Origin of the sequence: Halomonas llamarensis, assembly GCF_023555005.1 — a bacterium.
GTDB classification, from domain to species: domain Bacteria; phylum Pseudomonadota; class Gammaproteobacteria; order Pseudomonadales; family Halomonadaceae; genus Vreelandella; species Vreelandella llamarensis.
On sequence record NZ_JAMJPJ010000007.1, the window covers coordinates 1 to 21513 of the forward strand.

A 21513-nucleotide genomic window follows, 5' to 3' on the forward strand; every position below is an offset into this window, starting at 1 on the left:
GAACTCAGTAGTGAAACCGCTCAGCGCCGATGGTAGTGTGGGGCCTCCCCATGCGAGAGTAGGTCATCGTCAGGCACTTATCCGAAAAATCCCCCCGGGCTCAGGCCCGGGGGGATTTTTTTTGTTTTGGATAAAATATCCCTTATATCTCGTTACCTTTTTTAGAAGTGCTCTTGTAGAAATGGGTAGTGGTGAAATGGATGGGTAGCCGCTATGCTGAAATGTTGATGGCTATATAGCTAACTTGGAGAGGGTAGATGAGCGTACAACTGCTAAAACGATTAATGATGGCAGCTTTGGTTATCTTGCTAGTGGGTGGCTTAGCCGCCTGTGGAGACGATCAAGGGCCCGCTGAGAAGGTGGGAGAGAGCGTTGATGAAAGTATGGAAAGCGCAGGGGAAAGTATGGAAGAGTTGGGAGAAGATATCGAAGAGTCAGCGCAAGAGTAAGCGTTGCACTGATGATAAAGTCAAAACAGCCGCTTAAGCGGCTGTTTTGATACTGGGCTTCTACTTATAAAGACAATAATGAGGTGTAAACGTGCGTTTACAGCGTGAGAAGTGTTTACTGCTGATGGTCGATTTTCAAGCCGGATTATTGCCAGTGATTGATGGCGGTGCGCAGGCCATAACAGAAGCGAGCTGGCTCGCTGGCATCGCGCAATTACTTGAAGTGCCGATTTGGCTTACCGAGCAGAATCCGGCAAAGCTGGGTGGCACGGCGCCGCAGCTACTGGATCAGCTCGGAGAGCATCGTGTGTGGCAGAAGGTGCACTTCAGCGTGATGGAAGAGCCCGAATTTCGCAGTGCATTAGCGGTCACCGGCAAAACGCAGATTGTGCTGTGCGGCACTGAAGCGCATATTTGTGTCATGCAAACAGGGCTTGGTCTGCTCGAAGCCGGTTATGAGCTCTACTGGCTCACCGAAGCGGCGGCGAGTCGGCGACAGCGCGAAGCACAACTGGCGCGTGAACGTGCCTGTGCCAACGGTGCAGTTGCGGTTTCGGCGGATATGGTTGCGTATGAATGGCTGCACCGCTGCGATACCGAGACGTTCAAACAGGCGCACCGGCAGTTTCTGAAACCCCGCTCGGCGCGCCCGGTCACGTTTAATTAGAACTTACACGGGGCGGTCTGCTTCTCGGCGGATGAATACGAGGGTGTTGCCCTCGGATGCGGCAGGGGCGAAACGGTACCCCGCTACATCGAATGCTTTCAGCCCATCCGGGTTGTTGAGCTTTTGACGAATGATCCAGGCGCTCATCAGCCCGCGGGCTTTTTTGGCATAGAAACTGATGATCTTCACCTTGCCATTCTTCTCGTCTTTGAACACCGGGGTGATGACACGAGCATCGAGTTTTTTCGTGTCTACCGCCTTGAAGTACTCGTTCGAGGCGAGGTTGACGAGCACTTTGGAGCCACTTGCCGTTATGGTTTCGTTCAGGGCATCGGTCAGTGTGGGTTTCCAATAAGCGTAAAGATCGTTGCCCGCTGGGTTGGGCAGTTTGGTGCCCATTTCCAAGCGATAGGCTTGAATCAGATCCAGCGGGCGGAGCAGACCGTATAGCCCCGAGAGAATACGTAAGTGTTGCTGAGCAAAGCGATTTTCCTCTTCGCTGAAGGTATCCGCTTCCAGCCCGGTATACACATCACCTTGAAAAGCCTGCGCCGCCGGTTTGGCCGTTTCAAGCGTGAAGGGCGGCTGCCACTCGGCAAAGCGCGCCGCGTTTAGCCCCGCGAGCTTATCGCTAATGCCCATCAGTTCACTCAGTTGCTGCAGCGAGTAATCGCGCAAAATATCGATGAGCACTTGGCTTTGAGCCAGAAAATCCGGCTGGGTCGCTTGGTTGGTGGTTGCCGGTGTTTCAAAATCCAGCGTTTTTGCGGGAGAAATCACGCTTAGCATGGCGCACTCCTGAGTCTATGTTAGACGCCTGTTGAATCGTACTAATATACCAAACCCCGGCGGTTGCCGGGGCTATGGGGTTGATAGTCGGGGGCTGGGCAAGTGTTATGGATAAGTGTTATGGGCAAGGGCTAGGCATGCGCCGGTGGATGACGTCGATTGCCTCAAGCACGTCGTCGTTGAGTTTTATGCTTTCGCTTGCGAGGTTGGTTTCCAGCTGCTCCATGGTGGTAGCACCAATGATATTGCTGGTTAAAAAACTGCGAGAGTTCACAAACGCCAATGACATCTGGGCCGGGTCAAGATCGTGCTCGCGGGCTAAGTTAACATAAGCTTGGGTGGCGGCTTCCGCTTCGGGAGAGGTGTAGCGCTTAAAGCGCTCAAAAAGGGTTAAGCGCCCCTTGGGTGGTTTGGCACCGTTGAGGTATTTGCCCGAAAGCACGCCAAACCCAAGCGGCGAATACGCGAGCAAGCCGACATCCTCACGCTGGGCGACCTCCGCAAGCCCCACCTCAAAGCTGCGGTTGAGCAGGTTATACGGATTTTGCACCGACGCGACACGCGGTAGTCCTAGACGATCAGCGAGCCCAAGCGATTTCATCACGCCCCATGGCGTGTCGTTGGAAAGACCAATGGCGCGCACTTTGCCCGCATCGACTAACTCTTTTAGGGCGGAGAGCGTCTCTTCTAGCGGCGTCGCATCTTCATCCTCGTGATGGACATAGCCGAGCTTGCCGAAGAAATTGGTGTTGCGATCCGGCCAGTGGAGTTGATAGAGATCGACGTAATCGGTCTGAAGCCGCTTTAGGCTTTCATCCATCGCTTGGTGAAGGTGATCACGGGTCAGACGGGGCCCGCCACGAATGTGGTCTAGACCTGGCCCTGATGCTTTGCTGGCAATGATGACATCATCGCGAGCGCCGCGCTGCTTCAGCCACGTGCCGATATAGCGCTCAGTCAGCCCTTGAGTTTCCGCTTTAGGCGGTACCGGGTACATTTCGGCGGTGTCGATAAAATTGATACCGAACGCGATGGCGCGATCAAGTTGCTCATGGGCATCGGCCTCGCTGTTTTGCTCGCCAAACGTCATGGTGCCTAGACAGAGTCGGCTGACTTCCATGCCTGTTCTGCCAAGAGGTCGCGTTTGCATCGTGCTCTCCTTATTGAGATCAAATCATCATTGATGACGGGCATGTTAGCGAGGCCCCAGCAAAGCAGCAAATCCTTGGGGTTGAGTCAACGCTAAGGCAGGCGTATGCTTGCCAGCCCATCCAGCCTGCATACGCTGGATTCTTTAGGGTTAGGCTGCTAATCATCATTGGTATGGCGGCCTTTCCGAGGTTAACTCATCAGCCAAGGTGGTCTGCCATGCCAGAGGCATCATCTTTGTTTACTCGGTTTGAATACCGTGTCGCTGACCGGTTATTTCATACCCGTTGGCTACTCCCGCGTTCGCCACGCACTCAGCGCCTTACCCTGCGCTTGTTTAAGCGCTGTGCAGAGGCAGGGCACCCCGATGCGCTCTCTGTTTACGGGCACATGCTGTTTCATCGCAGCTCATCGCCCCAGGACAAAGCACGCGGTGCACGCTATGTTGTGGAAGCGGCGCATGCGGGTGATTTAAAGGCGCAGTATCAAGTTGCAAAGATCTATGAGTACGGTTGTGCACAGTATCCTCGCCGGGACGAGTACGCCGTCACGTGGTACGCGCGAGCCGCAGAGGCTGGCCACTACCTTGCTGCAGAAAGACTGGCGCGCGCCTATCGCCAGGGTGAGCTAGGATTAGCCTTGGATACTGAGCAAGCTGCATTTTGGCAAAACCTAGCCGATCAGCGCGCTACACTGCCAACGCCCGCAACGGCTTAGCGTGCACGCACGTTTTCAACTGACGATGACCAAACGGCGTGTTTTGACCAGACGACGTGTTACGTGGGGAAGCCTGTGCCCGAAACGCTACCGACAGTGCTAGATATTGAAGCGTCCGGGTTCGGGCGTGGCAGCTATCCGATCGAGGTGGGTATCGCCCGTGCGGACGGTAGTTGTTGTGCGTTTTTGATCCAGCCGCTGGAAGAGTGGACGCATTGGGACCCCAAGGCGGAGCTTTTGCACGGTATCTCCCGCGACCGATTGCAGCGCGAAGGGCATCCAGTACGCCAGGTGGCGGTCTGGATCAACGACGAACTTAGTTCGATAGGCAAGGCGTACAGCGACAGTTGGGGCTATGACAATACCTGGCTGTCGCTGCTATTCCACCATGCAGGCATTATTCCTGGATTTCGACTGGAAGCGCTGCGCATTTTGCTTAATGAGACGCAGCTAGGGCTTTGGAGCGATACAAAAGAAGCGATTATTGGCGAACAAGGTATTCACCGTCATCGTGCAAGCGAAGATGCGCGCTTATTACAGCTGACCTTCGCCCGCACCCGAGCGCTGAGCAACCCATACGCCTCTTAATACCTGAACTTTCCTAGCGCTTGTACCGGTATCAATCAGCATCTGCGGTAACGGCGAGCAAAATCTTGCCGGTATTGGCGTCTTTCCGCATATAGGCGTGGGCTTCATCCACGGCTTGAATCGGCCAACTGCGGTCGATTTGCGACGTAATCTCGCTATTGGCAATACGCGGCCAAACGTACTGGTAGAGAGCGTCCATTATCTCGCCTTTAGCGGCAGCCGACTTTGCGCGCAGCGTTGAGCCAATAAAGCGCTGGCGTTTCATGAGCATTCGGCTCATGTCTAAGGTGGCGCTACGCCCGCCCATGATGCCGATCAGCACTAACCGTCCGTCGGCGTTGAGTACCTTTTGGTTGTCGGCAAGATAGCTTGCCCCCACCGGGTCAAGAATGGCATCCGCGCCGCCCCAAGCTTTTACCGCCTCGACAAAGCTGCCGTCGTGGCGATTCCAGCCATCGCTGGCACCGAGCTTGCGGCAGGCTTGAAGTTTTTCCTGGCTGCCGACCGTGACAAAGCAGGGGTGGCCGAAGGCGCGGCAAAGCTGAATGGCCGCCGTTCCAACGCCGCTGGCACCGGCATGAAGGAGTACGCGTTCTCCCTGCTGCAACGCACCTTCCATAAACAGGTTCAACCAAGCAGTTGCGAACACTTCCGGCAGCGCCGCTCCCTCGCGGAGACTAATGCCTTCCGGCAGCGGTAGCACTTGGCGCGCATCGACCACAACCTCTTCGGCATAGCCGCCACCGGCTAGCAGCGCACATACGTCGTCACCGGGTTTAAGATGCGTCACGTTATCGCCGACATGCGTAATCGTGCCGCTGACTTCGAGCCCCAGGGTACCCGTCACGCCGGGCGGTGGCGGGTAGTGCCCCGCGCGCTGCATGAGATCCGCGCGATTTACCCCTGCCCAGGCAACTCGTAGGCGGACTTCATCGGTGTCTGGTCCGCTCGGTGTGGCGGTTTTCTGCCAGTAGGCGTTCTGATCGGCAAACTCTACCGCGTACATAGCACTCTCCCGGTTAACGCGTTTTTGACAGGGTTACAGCTGAGCTTCGATAGCGTCAAGCAAGTCGCTGATCACTTCGGCGTCAAGTAGCATCTCGCGGGTGGTAGCGCCCAGAAAACCATGACTCACTGTGTTATCTAAAAACGTCAGTAACGGTGAGTAGAAGTCGTTGATGTTTAGAAGGCCCATCGGCTTGTCGTGCAGGCCCAGATAACCCCAGGTCCAGATTTCAAACAACTCTTCAAAAGTGCCGATGCCGCCGGGCAGGGCGATAAACCCATCGGCTTGGGAAGCCATGGTGGCTTTGCGTTCGTGCATGTCGTGCACGCGAATCAGCTCGGTGAGGTCGAAGTGGGCCTGCTCACGCTCGACGAGGTGGTCGGGCATCACGCCGATGGCCTTACCGCCTGCCTCTAATACCGCATTGGCCAGCTCGCCCATCAGGCCAATTCGTGCGCCGCCGTAGACTAACGTGTGGCCGCGCTTGGCAAGCGCTGTGCCGAGTTCAATCGCAGCGTGGCGAAATTCCGGGCTGTTGCCGGGGCGCGAGCCGAGGTAAACGCAAAGTCGTGCCATGCAACGTATCCTTTAACGGTGGTCCTGTCGCTGCCCCATTACGGTAGGCAGCGGTCAATCTGGTGGGTATCGTCCATCCACTGGCCGATGGCGTTATGACGGCCTAAGTGGTGGGCGTATTGGGTATGCAGGCAGCGCACCTGATTCCAATTGGTGATGCCGCCGATCCCCCGCTCAGTGAGTACGTTTTCATAGCCGCGTTGAACGACGTTGGCCTTTTGTGCATCGTTCATGTGTTGCCAGCGCTCATCGACGTAGTCGCGATGGCTCTGGTGATACGCAGCGAGAAAGTCGGCGTCTTCCTGTAGACGCTTTTCTAACGCTTTGATTACGCCGGCGGCCTCAAGGTGGGAGATGGCCACCTTGAGGCGCTCGGAGCTGAGCCAGTAGAGCGTCGGAAAGGGCTTGCCGTCGACAATCGGTGCCATGCGCAGTACTAGCGGTGTGCCTTCGCCGTCAGTGGCGGCGACCGCCTCGATACCTCGCGGGGCGCGGCCAAGCTGTTGGGCAATCATCTCCAACTCACTTGGGGTAGGCGGGTGGTTGGTGCGAATAATCATCGGGTGGCGCTAATCCTGAACAAATTTGGTGGAACGGCCCACGGCGCGAAAGAAGCAGCGGTTGAGCTGTTCGGGAGTGGCGACATAGCCCCACGTGTGTTCGCTATACTCAGCAGCGCGAGCCATCAGCACTTCATAGAGCCGATTGAACGGCGCATCATAATCGTAGGGGTCGGCGCCGGATAACCGAATGTGTGGATAGTCGGCGAAGCGCTCGATAAAGTAGCGCTCCAAGTCCGCTTCCACGGCTTTATGCTGCTCGGTGTCATCCGGGTCTATCCAGAGATTGTAGCGGATTGCCATAAGGCTCTCTCCGTTGGCCCGGCGTGCGGGCGTGTGTCACTCAGGCGCGTCGTGAAGGTGCGCTTCAAGTGCCTTACGCAGACCACCTTCAATAGGCATAGCGCACTTGGCCTGATGATCATATTGTACCAAGACCGTGTGACCGAGGTTAGCGAGCGTTCCGTGCTGGCGAGCCTCTTGCGTCACGGTAAAGGAGCTATTACCCAAGCGCGTCAGGTAGGTCCGTAATTCGATATCGTGGCCGTAAAACAGTTCGGCGCGGTAATCGATCTCCATGCGCGCCATGATCAGCCGCCACTCGCTAGGGTTCAAGTTCGGCGTGAAAAGTTTGAAAAGGTCATTGCGTGCGAGTTCAAACCACGCCGGCAAGCGGGTGTTGTTGATATGCCCTAAGGCGTCAGTATCGTAGAACGCAGGCTCAATGGTACGAGTAAACATCGCGGCTCCTGTTTATATAGGCTGTTTATATAGACTGTTTTTATAAGCTAGTCTTGAAGTTTTTTATCATTGAGTGTTGCTTACTTAGCATTCACCCAAGCAAACGCTTGGTCAAGTGTTTGCTCAGGCCGCCAGGCGGCGATTGGCCCACCACTGCTGCACACGCATCCATCCCACAAGCCACAGCGTGGCGACGGCAAAACCCGCCAGTGTGCCGACGGCCAAGCCCCACGGCTCATAGGTGAGCGAAACGCACAGGGTGTAACTTAACAGCGCGCCAAGCCCCATCGGGTAGTGCTTGATCACCGTCGCTGCAGGGGCAGCGCCGTACGACGCATGCAGAATCAACAAAAAGGGCAGCATGGTCACCGGGAAAGCCGCCAGCGTGCCCGCCCAGGCAGCGGGCACCATGTGCGCGAGTGCTGTGATGATAAAAATCATCAGCGTGGCAAGCCCGGCGCGAAAGGCAAGCGCCAACCATGAAAATGCGCCGCTGGCGTTAACACGCGCTTCCGGTACGCGGCGATAAAGCCAGGTGAACAGGACAATGGCCGCGAGTGTAACCAGCGTGCCGCTGACGCGAGTAAACTCGAACTGCGAAAGCACTCCGCCGACCACAAGCCAAGCGGCTAAACCGCCCGCACACCCGGTTAAAACGCCCATGGGGCCGTCCTGCCGGCCGCACAGCAAATAGCCACCGCCTAGCGCCAGTGTGGCGGTAAAGCCCGCTAGCGTATGCACGGCGCTTTGGGTGGCAAACATCGGGGAAATTTCCAGCCCGATGAAAAAGAGCGCTAATGCCGTGCCGAGCGGATAACCGGCCAATAGCCCCGCCACCCGCGGGCTTACCCTCACCGCGACGGCACCAAGCCCGAGCACCAACCCAATGGAAACCAATAGCTTAGCCAGCTGCCAAATCAGCGGAACTTCTGTCATTATTTATCCTTACCTTGCGATTAAACGAGGCGTAGCCCTTGCTGGTCTTGCCAGGCGGCATCAATGGCTGTACCTAATGGCGCATGTAGATGCTCAGGCAGGGCCTCTTGAGCCTCTGTGAGGCTTTCAAACGTGCGATTGCGTAGCCAGCAGTATGCCCAGGCGCAGGCCTCCGCCTCACTTTGTGGCGAGGGACGCGCAGGCATTTGGTTGAGCAGAAAGACAGCCGTGCGCGGCGCCCAGAGCGGAATTTCCTCCGCTGTTGGAGCCTCGCTCCACGCCTTTAACGTGGCGCCGCTGGGGGTGGCGTCCGGCGTGCCGAGCTTAGCCACCCGCGCGGTTTCGGCCAGCAGCAGTGCCAGGCGGTCCTCATCGGCTTGGCCGATGGTTAACCACTGGCGTAGCAGCGCTGGCAAGCCATGGCGGACTTGGGTATAGAAATCGAGTTGCGGCATGCTGAAAAGAACTCCCTGAAAAGAACCCCCGTGAACAGAAGGAAACCGCTATGGCGTTTGATTTTGCCACGCCGATTGATCGGCGACACCCCGAAGGCGGCTGGCCGTCACAAAAATGGCACCGTTATGACGACGATGTGCTGCCTCTGTGGGTAGCTGACATGGATTTTCACTCGCCGCCGTCGGTGGTCGAAGCACTACATCGCCGCGTGGACCACGGCGTTTATGGCTACGGGGAAGTGCCAACCACCTTGAAGCAAACGCTGTGCGACTGGAGTGCCGCGCACTACGGCTGGCGCATTCAACCCGAATGGCAGCAGTGGTTGCCGGGCGTCGTGCCCGCGCTGCACTTTGCGAGCCTGGCACTCACCCAGCCGGGCGATGGCGTACTGACGGTCACGCCGATCTACCCGCCGTTTCTCGACGTTGCCGAGCGCACCGGCAGGCTACCACAGCAGGCATCAATGGTGCTGACAGAGGCCGACGGCTGGCAGCTGGATTTAGACGCGCTGGAGGCGGCGATTACGCCGAAAACGCGCCTTTTGCTTTGGTGTCAGCCGCACAACCCTACCGGGCGGGTATGGCGCGAATCGGAACTGGCCGGGCTTGCCGCGCTGGTCGAGCGTCATGACCTTTACGTGGTCTCTGATGAGCTTCACTGCGATTTGCTGCTGGACGAAGGCGCTTCGCACCGCCCGCTGGCGGCGGCGTTTCCCGAGTTGGCGGCGCGTACGATCACACTCTGGGCACCTTCGAAAACGTTTAATCTCGCCGGGCTAACCACCGCCTGCGCGGTGATACCCGACTCGGCGCTGCGCGAGCGCTTTGCCCGTGCGAGCAAAGGGTTACAGCCGGATGGCAACGTGCTTGGTTTAGTCGCGGCCGAGGCGGCTTACCGCGAAGGCGAGCCCTGGCGCCAAGCGCTACTTTCCGTGTTGCGCGGCCATCGCGAGCGGCTGGTCGAGAAGATAGCCGAATGGCCCGGCGTAACCATGCACGCGCCCGAATCGACTTACCTGGCGTGGCTGGATATGCGCGAGGCAGGGTTAGGCGAGGCACCGCACAAAGCGCTGTTAAAACAGGCGCGGGTGGCGCTCTCCGACGGCGCGGTCTTCGGCCACCCGGGTTTTGTGCGGCTTAATTTCGGCACCACCGCCGCCCAGCTCGATACGGCGCTGGCGCGCATGGGTCAAGTGCTAAAGCGCTAATCGTGCCCGGCAATGGATTGATGCCCTTTATGCCAGAATCATCCAGACACAGGCGGCGGTTAACGCGCCCATGGTGACATTGAAGCGTCGCCAAGCGCGATCGGTGCGAATTTTTTGCCCGATAACGCTACCAAACGCTGCCCATAATGCGCAGCAAGGCAGAGCGACGAGTTCGGCAAATCCCACCAGCAGTAGCGCATTGAGCCAAGCGTCGCCGCTGGCAGGAAGAAAACCAGCGATCAGCGCCAGCCCCATTACCCACGCTTTAGGGTTGGCAAACTGGAACAGCGCGGCCTGCCAGAAAGTCAGCGGGCGTCGTGTGACGTCATCGCGTAGATCGGGAGGAGGCGCCGTGGCAATTTTCCACGCCAGATAAAGCAGATAGGCACTGCCTAGCCAGCGCAGTGCCTGTTGAAGGCTCGGATACTGCTCAAACAGCACGCCCAGCCCCATTGCCACACCGGCAAACAGTAAAAAGCAGCCGCCAATAATGCCGAACAGGTGCGGCAGCGTACGACGAAAACCAAAATTCGCTCCGGATGCGGTTAGCATCAGGTTGTTAGGGCCAGGCGTTAGCGTCATCGACATCATGTAAAGCGCGGCGGGGCCCAGAATCACCCATTGACTGTTCATTTTTTGTATCCATACAATTTAGTGTTTTAGTCTGCAATTGCAGCTCTTTTAAAGCATAATCGCGCTAATATTGGCGTCAAAGGTTTTATTGTCACCATGACAATCTGGGTTCCTAAACTGGAAGCGTATTCAGGCCCGCGTTATCGCGCCATTGCGGCGGCGATTGGCGATGCAGTTAACGCCGCGACTCTGCAACCTGGCGAAAAACTGCCGCCCCAGCGGCGTCTGGCGGATGCGTTAGGCGTAACCATTGGCACAGTAACGCGGGGTTATGCCGAAGCCGAACGTCATGGCTGGGTGGCGGCGCGGGTGGGCAGCGGTACCTATGTTACGGATCGCCACGACACGACAACGTTTCAGATGTCACATGTGGAAACGGAAAACGACGATGCTCATATTGATTTAAGCCTGAGCCTGCCACCGCCGCATCCCTTGCGCCAGCAAGGGTTGGCGTCTGCCCTGGCAGCGGTCGGTCAATCCCAAGAAGCCCTCAATAGAGGCGTGAGCTACCAATCAGCACAGGGCAGCACGGCGCAGCGCCAGGTATTCAGCGAGTGGTTGGCAACCCAGGGTTTTGATCTTTTGGCCGATGAATTATTGCTGACTCAGGGTGGGCAGCACGGCGTACAGCTCAGCTTGCAAGGGTTGTTGCGCCCAGGGGAGCTAGTGGCCGCGGATGCCTTAACTTACCCGGGGCTGATGAGCGCCGCGCGGCAGTCGCACCTCAAATTGGTGGGGATTCCCTTCGATGATGACGGTATGTGTGTTGAGTCGCTCAAGGCCCAGTGCGAACGTCAGCCGCCGCGTTTGCTGTATCTAACGCCAGATCAAAATAACCCCACAGGCGTGACGCTGAGCCTTGAGCGTCGTGAGGCCATTGTGGCGCTTGCCCGCGAATATGACGTCTGGCTACTGGAAGATGCGGTTCAGTATCTGCCTGCCGACGAGCGTTTGACGCCGCTGTACCATCTGGCGCCGGAACGCACGCTGTTTGTGTTCAGCACGGCCAAGGTGTTAGCCGGTGGCCTGCGAATCGGCGTGTTGCGAGTTCCACAGGCGCTTTTAGAGCGTTTGACGCAGGCACTACGTGCCCAAAACTGGATGGTGCCTCCGCTCTTAGTGGACGTCGCGTGTCATTGGGTGGCTCAGGCATCGGCACGTGAGGTACTGGCGTGGCAAAATGAGGAGCTTAAAGCGCGTCAGGCACTGGCCGCTGACATATTGGCAGGCGTTACCCTTCAGGCGCGAAAGGGCGGCAGCAACCTATGGCTGATGCTGCCGGAGGGGTTTCGTGCGGTGGCCTTTAGCGAACAGCTGAAATCTCACGGCGTGTTGGTTACCAGTGCGGAACCTTTTTGCGTGGGTAACGCCGTCGCCCCGCAAGCCGTCCGCTTATGCCTGGGGGCTGCTCAGGATCGGGACACCTTGCGTCGCGCGCTGCTAATCCTGCGCGGCTGTCTTCAGGCGGGGCCGGTTGTCAGCCCCACGCTATAAAGCATTCTTAGATGAACCGAGGAGATCAATACAGCAGCGCAAATAGCTTGCGGCGGTAGGCGACGGTCAGCGGATGATCGGCGCCCAGCGCATCAAAGACTTGCAGCAGCGTCTTGCGTGCAGCGTCGTCGCCGTAAGCGCGGTCGCTTTTCATTAGCGCCAGCAAGGCTTCCAGGCCCGTTTCATAGTCGCCGTCGGCGACGTGGCGCAGTGCGCGCTGGAACTGCGCTTCGCTATCGTCGCGCTCACCCAAGGCGGCAATTTCCTCGTGCGAAAGGGCTTGCTCGCCAAACGCGATGCTAGCGCGCACGCCGCGGGCGGGCGCTGCGTCGCGCTCTTCCGGTGGCAGATTATCCAGCACGCTGCGGGCTTCGTCGCCGCGCCTTTCAGCTACCAAGGCGCTGGCCAGGCTGACTTGGTAGGCGTAGTGCTCTGGGTATTGGCTGGTCAGTGTCTGATAAATGTCCCGCGCCGTAGCGGCGTCGCCAGCCTTTAATGCCTCTTCGGCTTGTTCTTCAGGGCTAGGTGGCACATCGTCGGGGGCTTGGAAGTAACGGCCGAGCCACTCGCGAATCTCTTTTTCTGGCAGCGCGCCTTGGAAGCTATCCACCAAGCCGCTTTGGCTAACGAGCTTCACATCGGGTACCGAGCGCACGCCGAGTTGCCCGGAGATTTCCGGATTGGCTTCCACGTCGAGCTTGGCGAGGAGAAAGGCGCCACGGTACTCGACGGCGAGCTTTTCCAGCACTGGCATCAGGTTTTTGCACGGCTCGCACCACGGTGCCCAGCAGTCCAGCAGCACCGGGACTTGCATTGAGGCCTCCAGCACCTGCTGAATATTGCTGGCATCGAGATCAATAATGACGTCTTCGCGGCGTACGTCGCCGCCGCCCGTCGGCGTGCTCTCTGGGGAGGCTTGCGTATTGGCAGCGTCGCCTGACTCAATCGGGGCGGTTAACGCTTCACCGGTACGCGGATCAATAATGGACATGGGATCACTCTGGAAACAGGAAATTTAGCTAAGATATGCAGGCGCTGGCGCCGGGATTCAAGGCAATGGAGCAAAAAACACTGCTAGGAGAAGGGAAATGCAAACACCTCAAGTCGCGGTGCGCCCGTGCCCGCCTCACCGCCGCCATGAAGCGCTACAGCAGCTAGCGGCGGCGCATGAATCAACAAGGTGGCAGGCGCTGGCAGAAGCGGTGGATATCCAGCTAGCGCAGCAGGCGCCGGAGTGGGCCGGACTTTTTATCGCCGAATGCGTTAGCGATGGCCAAAACGACACACTCTGCAACGCGACCTGGGTGCAGCTACTGCCGGGCAATATGGCGCAGCTGTGGCTCCCCGCTGAAGAGGATGCTACCGCACAAGCGCTTTTGCACGTGGCGCAGCAGTGGGTAGCTGAGCGCGCCTTGACGCTTTGCCATACGGTGATTGGCCCCGAGCAGCGCGAGCGCGTAGTGCTGCTTGGGAATGCTGGCATGCAGCTGATTGCACCGCTGCGCTATCTGGTCGCACCGGCCAAAACGCGGCTATCCGAAAAGCCAGCACCGGCTATCACCTTGGTGCCGTGGGCCACGTTGACGCATGAGGAGCAACACGCGCTAATCAGCGCCGTGCAAGTTGATTCCATGGATTGTGTCGCCTTGCGCGAGGCACTCGGTACCGACGCGTTAATTGCCGGGTTTTATCAGCAGGATGCGTACGCGGCGGCGAATTGGTATGTCGTGCATGCGGCGTGGCGTGACAACGCGCCGGAAATCACCGGTGTTCTATTGCTGGCGCCGCGGCCAGCGGTCAACGCCTGGGAGCTGATGCTGATGGCGTTGTTGCCGTCCTGGCGTGGCTACCGGCTGGGCGAGCAACTGTTGAATGCGGCGTTTCGCCAAGCGCAAGCGGCTGGTGTCGAACGCGTGCTGCTGTCGGTTGACGCGACAAACCTCCCCGCTTGCCGCCTTTACCAGCGGGCGGGGTTTATCGACTACCATCGCGAAGATGTTTACGCCTGGATCAATGGCACCAAGGCCGCGCTGTGATGGCGTTATTCCTCAGCGCTAGCCAGCGCGCCTCTTACGGTGTGCCTCAATGACGTAGCGGTAAACACGCAGGACGGCTACGGCAAACTTCTCAATGCGATGCTCCGCAGCGCAGCCTGAGGCTTGCCCGCTCATGCGCGCTTTAAGCGCGTCATCGCTAAGAATGTCGTTAATACGTTGGCTCCACGCTTGTGGGTCGGGTCCGGTTTTGTAGCCGTTAACGCCGTGCTCAACGATATCCTCAATGCCGCTGGAACGAATCACCACCACCGGTAGCCCTGCCGCCATGGCTTCGAGCACCACCATACCCTGGGTTTCTGAGCGCGAGGCGAACACGAATAGCTCGGCTAGGTGGCAGTAGTGCGCCACCTCGTTGGGCGGAACGGCGCCCACCAGCGTGACGTGCTCGCGAAGCCCTAGCGCCTCAATGCGCGTTTGTAACCGGTCCCGATCATGGCCTTCGCCTAGCAGGAGTAAATGAAAATTATGCACACTGTTATCACGCAGAAGCACCAGCCCATCGAGCATAAAATCGATGTTCTTCTCTTTGCTCAAGCGTGAAATCGATATCAGTACGCGCTTTCCCTCGAGCCGGTAGCGCTTTCGCAGGGTATCGAGGGTGGTGCTGTCGGCGGCGGCAAATCGCGCGTACTCAATGCCGGTTGGTTGGACAAAAATCGGTTTTTTCACCCCAATAATGCGCAGGTACTCCTCGGCAGAGCTGGTGGGCACAATCACTGCATCACAGCCGTTGGCAAAGCGCTTGACCAGCGCGTGGGAAATCAAATTGCGAAACAGCGGCCCCGGCAGCGGGACATAGTGGGCGTAATGTTCCAGGCGGGTGTGGTAGGTATAAACCACCGGCACCCGCAACAGTCGGCCCAACAGCTGACCGGCGCGGCCGATCCAGAACGGGTGGTGAACGTGAATCACCTGCGGTGCAAAGGCGCGCACGCGTTTGAGCATGCGCCAAGAGAAAATATTCGCCAGACGAAACTCTTTGTGGCTGCCCAGCGGCAAAAGCGGGGCCAGGCGCAGCACATCGGTCTTCTCCCCGGCTGTTTGTTGAGGGTAGCGCGGGGCGACGACCAGCACGCTGTTTTTAAGCTCCGTAAGCCCCTGCTTTAAGCGCTCAATGGAGATCGGCACGCCGCCAATAAAGGGCAGGTAGTTATTGGTAAACATGGCCACGTTTAGCGGTGTGTCGCTACCGGCATCCGGGTCGATATCGAAATCCGGGTAGTAATCCTGCTCGGTGAAAATACGCCTGTATAGCCACAGCGCGATGGCAATGAACGTCGAAACAATCAAAATGAAGTTTAGGTAACCGACGTAAAACAGCGAATAGATGAAAAACCATAGGCTCTCCAACGTCCGCCAGACCGCGTGCTGGCCGATATCCAGGCGCTGTTCGCTGATCTGAATGTCATCCCCCTCAACGCTGACCGAAACAAAATGGTGGTAGCTTTCGTCGTCATTGAGCACGAGCCCACCGGCGCCGCCGGTGACGATGTAGTCGGTGTCGCTATGGCGCTGGCGATCAAAAAGCGGCACCTGAGAAGAAAATACGGCATCCACGCCGGCCTGTTCAATCTGTCGAGTGAATGCGTGGCGCGCGGCTTCGTCGAGCAAATAGTCGTCGTCATCTTCCAGGCCGAAAAGCCCTGAGTGAGTCACCGGGTAAAGGGGGTGGGCACTGAAGAGAAACTGATTCGGCTCCCGTCCCGCAGCGAGCACTTCTTTTAGCCAGCGCTTTTGCCAGCTGAAACCGGTGGTGCCGGTGCTATCAAGAAAGGTGAAACGGTTGTCGCCAGCGGCAAAGCTAAAGTGGTAGGGGCCAAAGTGGTCATAAAAGCGAAACCCCCCAAGGCGGCTCTCTTCGTGTAGACCAAAGGTTAATAGGTAAGGCATTTCCAGGTAATTAAGGGTGCCGAATAGCGCGCGGTATTTATCCTCGCCGCCGCTGGCGACGGCATTACCTGCCGAGATGACGAAGTCATATCCTTCTTGGTTGAGTCGCGGAATAATCTTTCGCTCAAAAATGCCGACCGAATTATTGATGTTGCCTAACACCGCGAAGCGGTAGTGCTCACGCTCGGCCAGCAGCGACTCAATGGCGCTGACTTGAGTAGCATGATCACCGGGAAAGTCTTGCTCGAAAAAATTTAGGTAGGCCTTGTAGCCCAGCAAAGCGGCAATGAGGGCAAGGTTGAGAGTAAAAAACCACGAGATCAATCGCTGGCGGGGCACCCGGTGTGTCTCCTAGAAGAAAGGCATTAGCATGCAAGGCATGTCCAGGGCGATAACCTGCCACAAAACGCATGTGCCCGTCGATAACACTGTTCGCCGGGCCTAGCGACTTGCCTGTACACAGCCAGCGATGACGAGCATGGCGGCCAGCGGCAGCCGCCAATCAAGCGGGCTAATGCCAGCGATTACCAGTAGCGCTGCCGCAAGCAACGGCACGCCGTAGGCAAGGCTACCGACGACACTGGCGCGCCCGTGGCGCAGGGCTTTATCCCACGCCACCATGGCAATACCGAAAGGCCCCAGCCCCAGCGCGGTGCCTGCTGCTAGCGCGGTCTGATTCGGCAGTGTGATGCCTCCTTCAAACCACAGCGTGGCGGTTCCGCTCATTAAGGTGGCCGTCAACAGGAGGCGAGGCAGCTGCGGAGTGAGGGAAGTGGGCGCTGCCTGGCCAAGCCAAGAATAGAGCGCCCAGCACAGTGCGGCGAGCAGCGCAAAGCCGTAACCGGGAAGCGAGGCCAACGGCGCGCTGGCGTCTGCCTGTGGGGCGAGCAAAAGCGCGGCCCCGCTAAAAGCGATAAGCGCGCCGGTCAGGCTTTTTAGCCGAATACGGCCAAGACGCGTCCACTGGCTGAGCAGCACAAACAGTACCGGCCACGTGTAGGTGATCAGCGCCGCCTCGGCGGCAGGCGCAATGCGCATGCCAATGAAGTAGCTACCCACCGCACCCAAAATGATCAGCGGCATTCCTAGCCAAATAATTAAGCACCAGCCGAGGTTTAAGTGGGCAGTCGACGTGCGACGGCTTAGCGGTAGGGTGGAAAGCGCCCCGGCAAACAACGTCAGCGTTGTGAGCATTAGCGGTGAAACGCTGCGCGCTTGTTCGGCCAGCAACGGTGCTGAACTCCACAGTGCAACCGCGATCAGCGCGGCGGGAATGCCGAGATGGCGCGCTGAGGTTAAGTGGGTAAGTTGCATCCGTGTTCTCCTTGATTGCGTCAACCTGCCAGCAGCATACTCAGTCCCTACACATCACAAAAACGATCATTTATGATCATATTCATCAAGGAGTGTGATGTATGCGGGCGCCGACATTTGACCTTACGCTGCTGCGTACGCTGGTGGCCATCGCGGATACCGGCAGTGTGACCGCGGCGGCTAAACGGCTTGCTTATACCCAATCCACGGTGAGCATGCAGCTTAAGCGCTTGGAAGCGCAGTTGGGGCTCGTGCTACACGAGCGGGAAGGGCGGCGCGTGCGTTTCACCGCCGAGGGAGAGCGCCTTATCACCCACGCCCGCAAGCTTTTAACCCTGAACGAAGAGGCTTGGCGCGATATGCAGGCGCGTCAGGTCAGCGGTGAGCTGATACTGGGAATACCCGAAGATTACGCGCTGCTGCTGCCGTCGGTGTTTTCTTACTTCCACCAGCTTTACCCCAGTGTGGGCTTGGAAGTGATTTGCGGCACTAGCGCGGATTTGGCCGAGCGGGTCAAAAACGCCGAGATGGACCTAGCGCTGGTAACCCGCCAGCGCCGTTCGCCGGGCGGCGAGGTGATTCGTCGCGAGCCGCTTTATTGGGCCGTGGGATTGCGTCATCAGCCGCTTCTCAGCGACCCGCTACCGTTGGCGCTCTATACGCCGGGGGCGGATGTGTTTCGCGAAGTGGCAGAGCAGGCGTTGCAAAATGCCGGGCGTCAGTGGCGGGTCGCCTATACAAGCCAGTCCATGAGTGGCTTGGCGCCGGTGGTCATGGCGGGGTTGGCCATTGCGGTGGTCACGCGCAGCATGCTGAAACCCACCCTCAAGCCGCTGGATGAAAGCAGCGGCTTGCCCGCGCTACCCTCAATTGAACTGGCGCTGCACTGGGCGCCGCACCGGCCTTCGGAACCGGCGCGGCGCTTAGGTGAACTGATTCGTGAGCAACTGGCCAATGAGTGGGTGCCGGTTTAGTGGATCAACGATTCCAGCGCTTCAATCAGGCTATCCATCTCATCGTCGGTGCCGATGCTGATGCGCAAGAAATTCTCAAGGCCCGCTTTATTGAAGTGGCGTACCAGAATGCCGCGCTCGCGCAGGCCGGCGAAAAGCGGCGCGCCGTCAAACGCGGGATGTTGCGCGAGGATAAAGTTGGCCTTGGAGGGCAGCACGTCAAAGCCCAGCGATTCGAGTCGGCTTCGGGTGCGTTCGCGGGTGGTGATCACGTGCTCGCGGCAGGCTTCGAAATGCGCGTGGTCTTCAAGCGCGGCGATGCCGACGCGGCTGGCGAGGCTATCCACCGGGTAAGAGTTAAACGAGTCCTTCACCCGCTCAAGGCCTTCGATCAGCTCACGCGAGCCCACCGCGTAGCCTAAACGGATACCCGCGAGGCTGCGCGATTTGGAAAACGTGCCGGTCACCAGCAGGTTGGGGTAGCGCTGAGTTAATGCCACCGCGCTATCCGCACCGAAATCGACGTAGGCCTCATCGATCAGCACCACGCGGTCGGTGACGCGTTCAAGCAGCGCTTCTAGCGCGGCAAGCGAGTGCGCGTGGCCGGTTGGCGCGTTGGGGTTGGCGAAAATTACCCCGCTGCGCGAAGGCGCTTCGGCTAGCGCATCAAGGTCGACTTCCCACTGTTCGTTTAGCGGGTGCTGGCGCAACTCAATGCCGTAAAGCTTGGCATATACTGGGTAGAAGCTATAGGTAATCGTCGGCACATCGAGCGGCGCGCCGTGGCAAAAAAACGCCTGAAAGGCGAAGGCCAGCACTTCATCCGAGCCGTTACCGGAGAATACCTGAGGGGTTTCCACGCCGAAACTGTTGGCCAACGCTGAGCGTAGCGCGTGCGAGGTGGGGTCGGGGTAAAGGCGCAGATGATCAGTGGCGAATTCGCGCAGCACCTCGCCCACGCCCGGTGCAGGCGGGTAGGGGTTTTCATTGGTGTTTAGCTTGATGACCCGTTCGGTGGGCTGCTCGCCCGGCACATAAGGCGTTAGCGCTTGAACGGCGGGGCTCCAAAGTTGGCTCATGAGCGTATCCTGACGCGTGTGAATCGATGGCTCTCATGGTCGCTTGGCGGTGGAGAAAGCGCAAGCACTGCCCGGTGATTGGGGTGGGCGTTGCACGTTGTAGGGGGTATGCTGTCTTAAACGCGATGAAAGCGATGATTGCAATTCTTTTTAAGGTCATACACTCAAGATCATATGCTCAACATCCATAAAAGGAGAGACGCCATGTATTTGAAGACTTCGTATTTGAAAACCTCGTATTTGAAGACAATGTCGCTAAAAAGCGTGTTTGCCGGTTCTGCCATGCTGGCTTTATTAGCGGGCTGTGCCACAGGGCCGATGGAGCAAAGCGGCGAGGATGTCGCTGAGACCCCCGAGGTTAACTACCAAGGCACGCTGCCATGCCGCAACTGTGATGGCATCGACCTTGATGTTGTGATGAGCGGCGAAGAGATGGACGCCGCCGAGGCGCGTACGTTCGCCTTAAATGCGGCCTACCGTAACCATCCGCAAAATCCGCCGGATGAAAACTATGTAGGTAATTGGGAAGTGCTGACCGGCACGCCGTCCGACCCGGACGCCACTGTCTATGAGCTGACGCCCGATGGTGAAGGCCAGATTTATTACTTCCTGCGCATTGATCCGCAGACGCTTGAGCTGATTGACCCCGAGCGTCGCCGCTTTGAAAACGGTGAGATGCTGCGTTTGGATCGCCAACTCTAAACGCGTTCGACCCCAATGCGGATGACAAGGCGGCTGCGGCCGCCTTTTGCGTTTACGGATCCCATCTCACTTTTCGACAGGCTCAAAGTGAACGGCTCTCATACCGATCATCCTGAGCTTGTCGAAGGGCAATAGCTTGAATAGGAGAAAGCGGTGGTTAAAGCCAAAAGCGCCTTTGTATGTACCGAATGCGGCGCCGAGTACCGCAAGTGGCAAGGGCAGTGTGGCAGCTGCAAGGAATGGAATACACTGACGGAAGTGCGCTTAGCGCCGGCGCGCCCCGGTGCCGGTAGTGCCTCAGGCTCACCGTCAGGGCGCGCGGGCTATTCCGGCGCCCTCTCACGCGAGGTGGTGGACCTTGCCAGCGTCGATTTGAGCGAAGTGCCGCGCATGAGCTCCACCTTTGGCGAGTTCGACCGCGTGCTCGGCGGCGGATTAGTGCCGGGCTCGGCGGTGCTGCTTGGCGGCCACCCTGGCGCGGGTAAGTCCACGCTGTTACTCCAAACCGCCTGCAAGCTCGCCCAGCAGCGGCGCATTCTCTACGTAACCGGTGAAGAGTCGCTGTCGCAAGTCGCGATGCGCGCGCACCGCCTGCAGCTCCCGACCCAGGGGCTGAAAATGCTGGCCGAAACCAGCATCGAAACCATTCTTGCCGTGGCCGAGCGCGAAAAGCCCGAGATTCTGGTGATCGACTCGATCCAGACCATGCACCTGGAAGACATTAGCTCTGCCCCTGGCGGCGTGGCGCAGGTGCGCGAGTCCGCCGCCGCGCTGACCCGTTTCGCCAAGCAGAGCAACACGGTGTTGTTATTAGTGGGCCACGTCACCAAAGACGGTAGCCTCGCTGGGCCCAAGGTGCTGGAGCACATGATCGACGCCTCGCTGTTGCTCGAAGGCGGCGCCGATTCGCGCTTTCGTACCCTGCGCGGGCAGAAAAACCGCTTTGGCGCGGTCAATGAGCTGGGCGTGTTCGCCATGCTGGAGCAGGGGCTGAAAGAGGTGAAAAACCCCAGCGCGATTTTTCTCTCACGCAACGAAGAGCAGGCGCCGGGCAGCCTGGTGATGGTGGTGTGGGAAGGCACGCGGCCGATTCTGGTGGAGGTGCAGGCGCTGGTGGATGAATCCGCGCTGGGCAATCCGCGCCGGGTGGCGGTAGGGCTCGACCCCAACCGCCTGGCGATGTTGTTGGCGGTACTCAATCGCCACGGCGGGCTTTTTACCGGTGATCAGGATGTGTTTTTGAACGTCGTGGGCGGCGTCAAGGTGCTCGAAACCAGCGCCGACCTTGCCGTGTTGCTCGCGGTGGTTTCGAGCCTGCAAAACCGCGCGCTGCCCAAGGAGCTTGTGGTGTTTGGCGAGGTGGGGCTTTCCGGCGAAATTCGCCCGGTACCCAGCGGCCAGGAGCGTATCACCGAAGCGGCCAAGCACGGTTTTCAACGTGCTATCGTGCCGCGCGCTAATGCCCCCAAAAACGCGCTGCCGGGGATGGAGGTCATCCCCGTGGACAAACTCTCGGATGCGTTGGAGGCGCTGTAGGTCGCCGCGGACTA

Annotated in this window: 24 protein-coding genes and 1 rRNA gene; 11 read left to right on the top strand and 14 right to left on the bottom strand. The window is 58.5% G+C overall.

Annotation, left to right across the window (positions count from 1 at the left end; all coding sequences use genetic code 11):
* From rrf to M8006_RS06310, 3 genes are all read left to right on the top strand, one after another.
* Positions 1-75: ribosomal RNA gene (gene rrf / locus M8006_RS18350) — 5S ribosomal RNA — on the top strand; the annotation flags it as partial.
* 182 nt (positions 76-257) lie between these two features.
* Positions 258-449 carry a hypothetical protein gene (locus M8006_RS06305; protein WP_250080622.1) on the top strand — a complete coding sequence of 64 codons (192 nt, stop codon included), beginning with the start codon at positions 258-260 and terminating at the stop codon, positions 447-449.
* Positions 450-540: 91 nt separating this feature from the next.
* The gene (locus tag M8006_RS06310) at positions 541-1116 is read left to right on the top strand and encodes an isochorismatase family protein (RefSeq protein WP_250080623.1); all 576 of its coding nucleotides are present in this window, start codon (positions 541-543) and stop codon (positions 1114-1116) included.
* Positions 1117-1119: 3 nt separating this feature from the next.
* Here the strand turns inward: M8006_RS06310 and yaaA are convergent, their stop codons facing one another.
* Together yaaA and M8006_RS06320 are read right to left on the bottom strand one after the other, a co-directional pair.
* Entirely contained in the window at positions 1120-1905 is a 786-nt protein-coding gene (yaaA, locus tag M8006_RS06315) for a peroxide stress protein YaaA (RefSeq protein ID WP_250080624.1), read from the bottom strand.
* A gap of 118 nt (positions 1906-2023) precedes the next feature.
* On the bottom strand, positions 2024-3055 hold the full coding sequence (locus tag M8006_RS06320; protein WP_250080625.1) for an NADP(H)-dependent aldo-keto reductase: 1032 nt from the start codon (positions 3053-3055) through the stop codon (positions 2024-2026).
* 218 nt (positions 3056-3273) lie between these two features.
* Here M8006_RS06320 and M8006_RS06325 point away from each other — a divergent pair, with 218 nt between their 5' ends.
* Both M8006_RS06325 and M8006_RS06330 read left to right on the top strand, forming a co-directional pair.
* The gene (locus M8006_RS06325; protein WP_250080626.1) at positions 3274-3771 is read left to right on the top strand and encodes a tetratricopeptide repeat protein; all 498 of its coding nucleotides are present in this window, start codon (positions 3274-3276) and stop codon (positions 3769-3771) included.
* A gap of 75 nt (positions 3772-3846) precedes the next feature.
* Positions 3847-4359 carry a hypothetical protein gene (locus M8006_RS06330; RefSeq protein ID WP_250080627.1) on the top strand — a complete coding sequence of 171 codons (513 nt, stop codon included), beginning with the start codon at positions 3847-3849 and terminating at the stop codon, positions 4357-4359.
* A gap of 31 nt (positions 4360-4390) precedes the next feature.
* On the opposite strand, the gene M8006_RS06335 is transcribed toward M8006_RS06330, so the two are convergent.
* The 7 genes from M8006_RS06335 to M8006_RS06365 form a co-directional block, all read right to left on the bottom strand.
* Complete coding sequence (locus tag M8006_RS06335) at positions 4391-5365, bottom strand: NAD(P)H-quinone oxidoreductase (RefSeq protein WP_250080628.1); 975 nt, start codon at positions 5363-5365, stop codon at positions 4391-4393.
* A 33-nt stretch (positions 5366-5398) separates the two neighbouring features.
* Positions 5399-5941: an LOG family protein gene (locus M8006_RS06340; protein WP_250080629.1), complete on the bottom strand. Its 543-nt coding sequence runs from the start codon at positions 5939-5941 to the stop codon at positions 5399-5401.
* A gap of 38 nt (positions 5942-5979) precedes the next feature.
* Positions 5980-6501, bottom strand: a complete 522-nt coding sequence (locus M8006_RS06345) for a DUF501 domain-containing protein (RefSeq protein WP_250080630.1) — start codon at positions 6499-6501, stop codon at positions 5980-5982.
* 9 nt (positions 6502-6510) lie between these two features.
* Positions 6511-6804 (bottom strand): hypothetical protein, encoded by a 294-nt coding sequence (locus M8006_RS06350; protein WP_250080631.1) that lies wholly within the window; start codon positions 6802-6804, stop codon positions 6511-6513.
* 36 nt (positions 6805-6840) lie between these two features.
* Positions 6841-7242, bottom strand: coding sequence for an acyl-CoA thioesterase (locus M8006_RS06355; RefSeq protein WP_250080632.1), 402 nt, complete (start codon positions 7240-7242; stop codon positions 6841-6843).
* 123 nt (positions 7243-7365) lie between these two features.
* Complete coding sequence (locus tag M8006_RS06360) at positions 7366-8178, bottom strand: hypothetical protein (RefSeq protein ID WP_250080633.1); 813 nt, start codon at positions 8176-8178, stop codon at positions 7366-7368.
* A 20-nt stretch (positions 8179-8198) separates the two neighbouring features.
* Positions 8199-8633: a hypothetical protein gene (locus M8006_RS06365; RefSeq protein ID WP_250080634.1), complete on the bottom strand. Its 435-nt coding sequence runs from the start codon at positions 8631-8633 to the stop codon at positions 8199-8201.
* Between the two features lie 50 nt (positions 8634-8683).
* Between M8006_RS06365 and M8006_RS06370 the strand changes: the two genes are divergently transcribed.
* Positions 8684-9841 (top strand): MalY/PatB family protein, encoded by a 1158-nt coding sequence (locus tag M8006_RS06370; RefSeq protein WP_250080635.1) that lies wholly within the window; start codon positions 8684-8686, stop codon positions 9839-9841.
* Between the two features lie 27 nt (positions 9842-9868).
* Here M8006_RS06370 and M8006_RS06375 read toward each other — a convergent pair whose 3' ends face one another.
* Complete coding sequence (locus M8006_RS06375; protein ID WP_250080636.1) at positions 9869-10474, bottom strand: LysE family translocator; 606 nt, start codon at positions 10472-10474, stop codon at positions 9869-9871.
* 96 nt (positions 10475-10570) lie between these two features.
* On the opposite strand from M8006_RS06375, the gene M8006_RS06380 reads away from it, so the two are divergent.
* Positions 10571-11968, top strand: a complete 1398-nt coding sequence (locus M8006_RS06380; RefSeq protein ID WP_250080637.1) for an aminotransferase-like domain-containing protein — start codon at positions 10571-10573, stop codon at positions 11966-11968.
* A 25-nt stretch (positions 11969-11993) separates the two neighbouring features.
* Here M8006_RS06380 and M8006_RS06385 read toward each other — a convergent pair whose 3' ends face one another.
* A complete protein-coding gene (locus tag M8006_RS06385) occupies positions 11994-12959 on the bottom strand; it encodes a tetratricopeptide repeat protein (protein ID WP_250080638.1) in 966 nt (321 codons plus the stop codon).
* 97 nt (positions 12960-13056) lie between these two features.
* Between M8006_RS06385 and M8006_RS06390 the strand changes: the two genes are divergently transcribed.
* On the top strand, positions 13057-14004 hold the full coding sequence (locus M8006_RS06390) for a GNAT family N-acetyltransferase (RefSeq protein WP_250080639.1): 948 nt from the start codon (positions 13057-13059) through the stop codon (positions 14002-14004).
* Between the two features lie 18 nt (positions 14005-14022).
* Here the strand turns inward: M8006_RS06390 and M8006_RS06395 are convergent, their stop codons facing one another.
* Positions 14023-16254, bottom strand: a complete 2232-nt coding sequence (locus M8006_RS06395) for a glycosyltransferase (RefSeq protein ID WP_250080640.1) — start codon at positions 16252-16254, stop codon at positions 14023-14025.
* 102 nt (positions 16255-16356) lie between these two features.
* Positions 16357-17229, bottom strand: coding sequence for a DMT family transporter (locus M8006_RS06400; protein ID WP_250080641.1), 873 nt, complete (start codon positions 17227-17229; stop codon positions 16357-16359).
* Between the two features lie 101 nt (positions 17230-17330).
* Between M8006_RS06400 and M8006_RS06405 the strand changes: the two genes are divergently transcribed.
* Positions 17331-18203 carry a LysR substrate-binding domain-containing protein gene (locus M8006_RS06405; RefSeq protein WP_250080642.1) on the top strand — a complete coding sequence of 291 codons (873 nt, stop codon included), beginning with the start codon at positions 17331-17333 and terminating at the stop codon, positions 18201-18203.
* Here the strand turns inward: M8006_RS06405 and hisC are convergent.
* Positions 18200-19261 (bottom strand): histidinol-phosphate transaminase, encoded by a 1062-nt coding sequence (gene hisC / locus M8006_RS06410; protein WP_250080643.1) that lies wholly within the window; start codon positions 19259-19261, stop codon positions 18200-18202. The two genes, M8006_RS06405 and hisC, sit on opposite strands and share 4 nt — an antisense overlap.
* Before the next feature lie 249 nt (positions 19262-19510).
* On the opposite strand from hisC, the gene M8006_RS06415 reads away from it, so the two are divergent.
* Both M8006_RS06415 and radA read left to right on the top strand, forming a co-directional pair.
* Entirely contained in the window at positions 19511-19963 is a 453-nt protein-coding gene (locus M8006_RS06415) for a copper resistance protein NlpE N-terminal domain-containing protein (protein ID WP_250080738.1), read from the top strand.
* A gap of 153 nt (positions 19964-20116) precedes the next feature.
* A complete protein-coding gene (gene radA, locus M8006_RS06420) occupies positions 20117-21499 on the top strand; it encodes a DNA repair protein RadA (protein ID WP_250080644.1) in 1383 nt (460 codons plus the stop codon).
* The last annotated feature ends 14 nt before the right edge of the window (positions 21500-21513 follow it).